At 61.5% G+C, this 825-nt stretch carries 1 protein-coding gene; it reads right to left on the bottom strand.

The features are described 5' to 3' along the window. On the bottom strand, positions 1-825 hold an 825-nt coding region (locus tag ACPDIT_RS15145; RefSeq protein ID WP_423444920.1), incomplete at both ends, for an Ig-like domain-containing protein.

The following is an 825-nucleotide window of genomic DNA, read 5'->3' as shown; positions in this document are numbered from 1 at the left end:
CGACCCATCCGCACCCACCACCCCACCCACCCCCAACGACGTCCCACCCCAAAACGTGTCGTTCGAACGGTTCTCCATGACGAAACCCGGCACACCCGCAATCTCAAAAGTGCGCACATAGGGAGCAGGGAGAGGATTCCGATTCGCGTCCTGGAGACTGACTTTCGCCGTGAACCGGACGCGGCCGGCTTGTACGGGCCCATCTGTCACCAACAAAGTCACGTTCGTACCCAGCGAGTAGGCAGGCGAAACCAAAAGCGCGTACACACTGTCGTCCGAGGTGCCAAAGACAGCGTCCGCCCCTGCATGACGCAGCTCGTAACTCGCCGGATCGTTGACCGTTGCAGCCAACATATCCTCCGAAAAGACTAGACTGAAGCGGTCCAAAATGCTCGTCACCGTGGTCCCCTCGTTCGGCAGCGTATCTGCCAGGATTTGCGGAGGCACCACATCCACTGGAGTTATCACTTGGATTTGCAGCAGATATTGAGCCGACAGGCCGGTGCCGCTGGCAGCGCGAATCCGGGCATAGTACCGCCCATCCGCGGGAACGCTGAACACCAGATTCGTCTGGCCGTCGGCGCCCGCAGCCAGAAGATTCCCGGAAGAACCAAGTACCTCCAACACCGGGACGAGCGGACTGGTGGACGGCAACTGGCAGCCCAGGCGAATTTCGGTCCCCGCCGGCAGTTCCGGCAGGTAAGTCTGAGAATCTGGAGGCAGGTTTCGAATCCAGAACACGTCTCCCGGGTCGCCCTGGCGGATGTACCCCAGCAGCCGGGCCCACTGGTTGGTCCCCTGCCGCTCAAACCCCAGCGCATTCGC

The organism is Limisphaera sp. VF-2 (assembly GCF_049537125.1).
GTDB lineage: Bacteria > Verrucomicrobiota > Verrucomicrobiia > Limisphaerales > Limisphaeraceae > Limisphaera.
The sequence above is the reverse complement of the archived record's forward strand: the minus strand, read 5'-3'. Positions and strand labels throughout refer to the sequence as shown.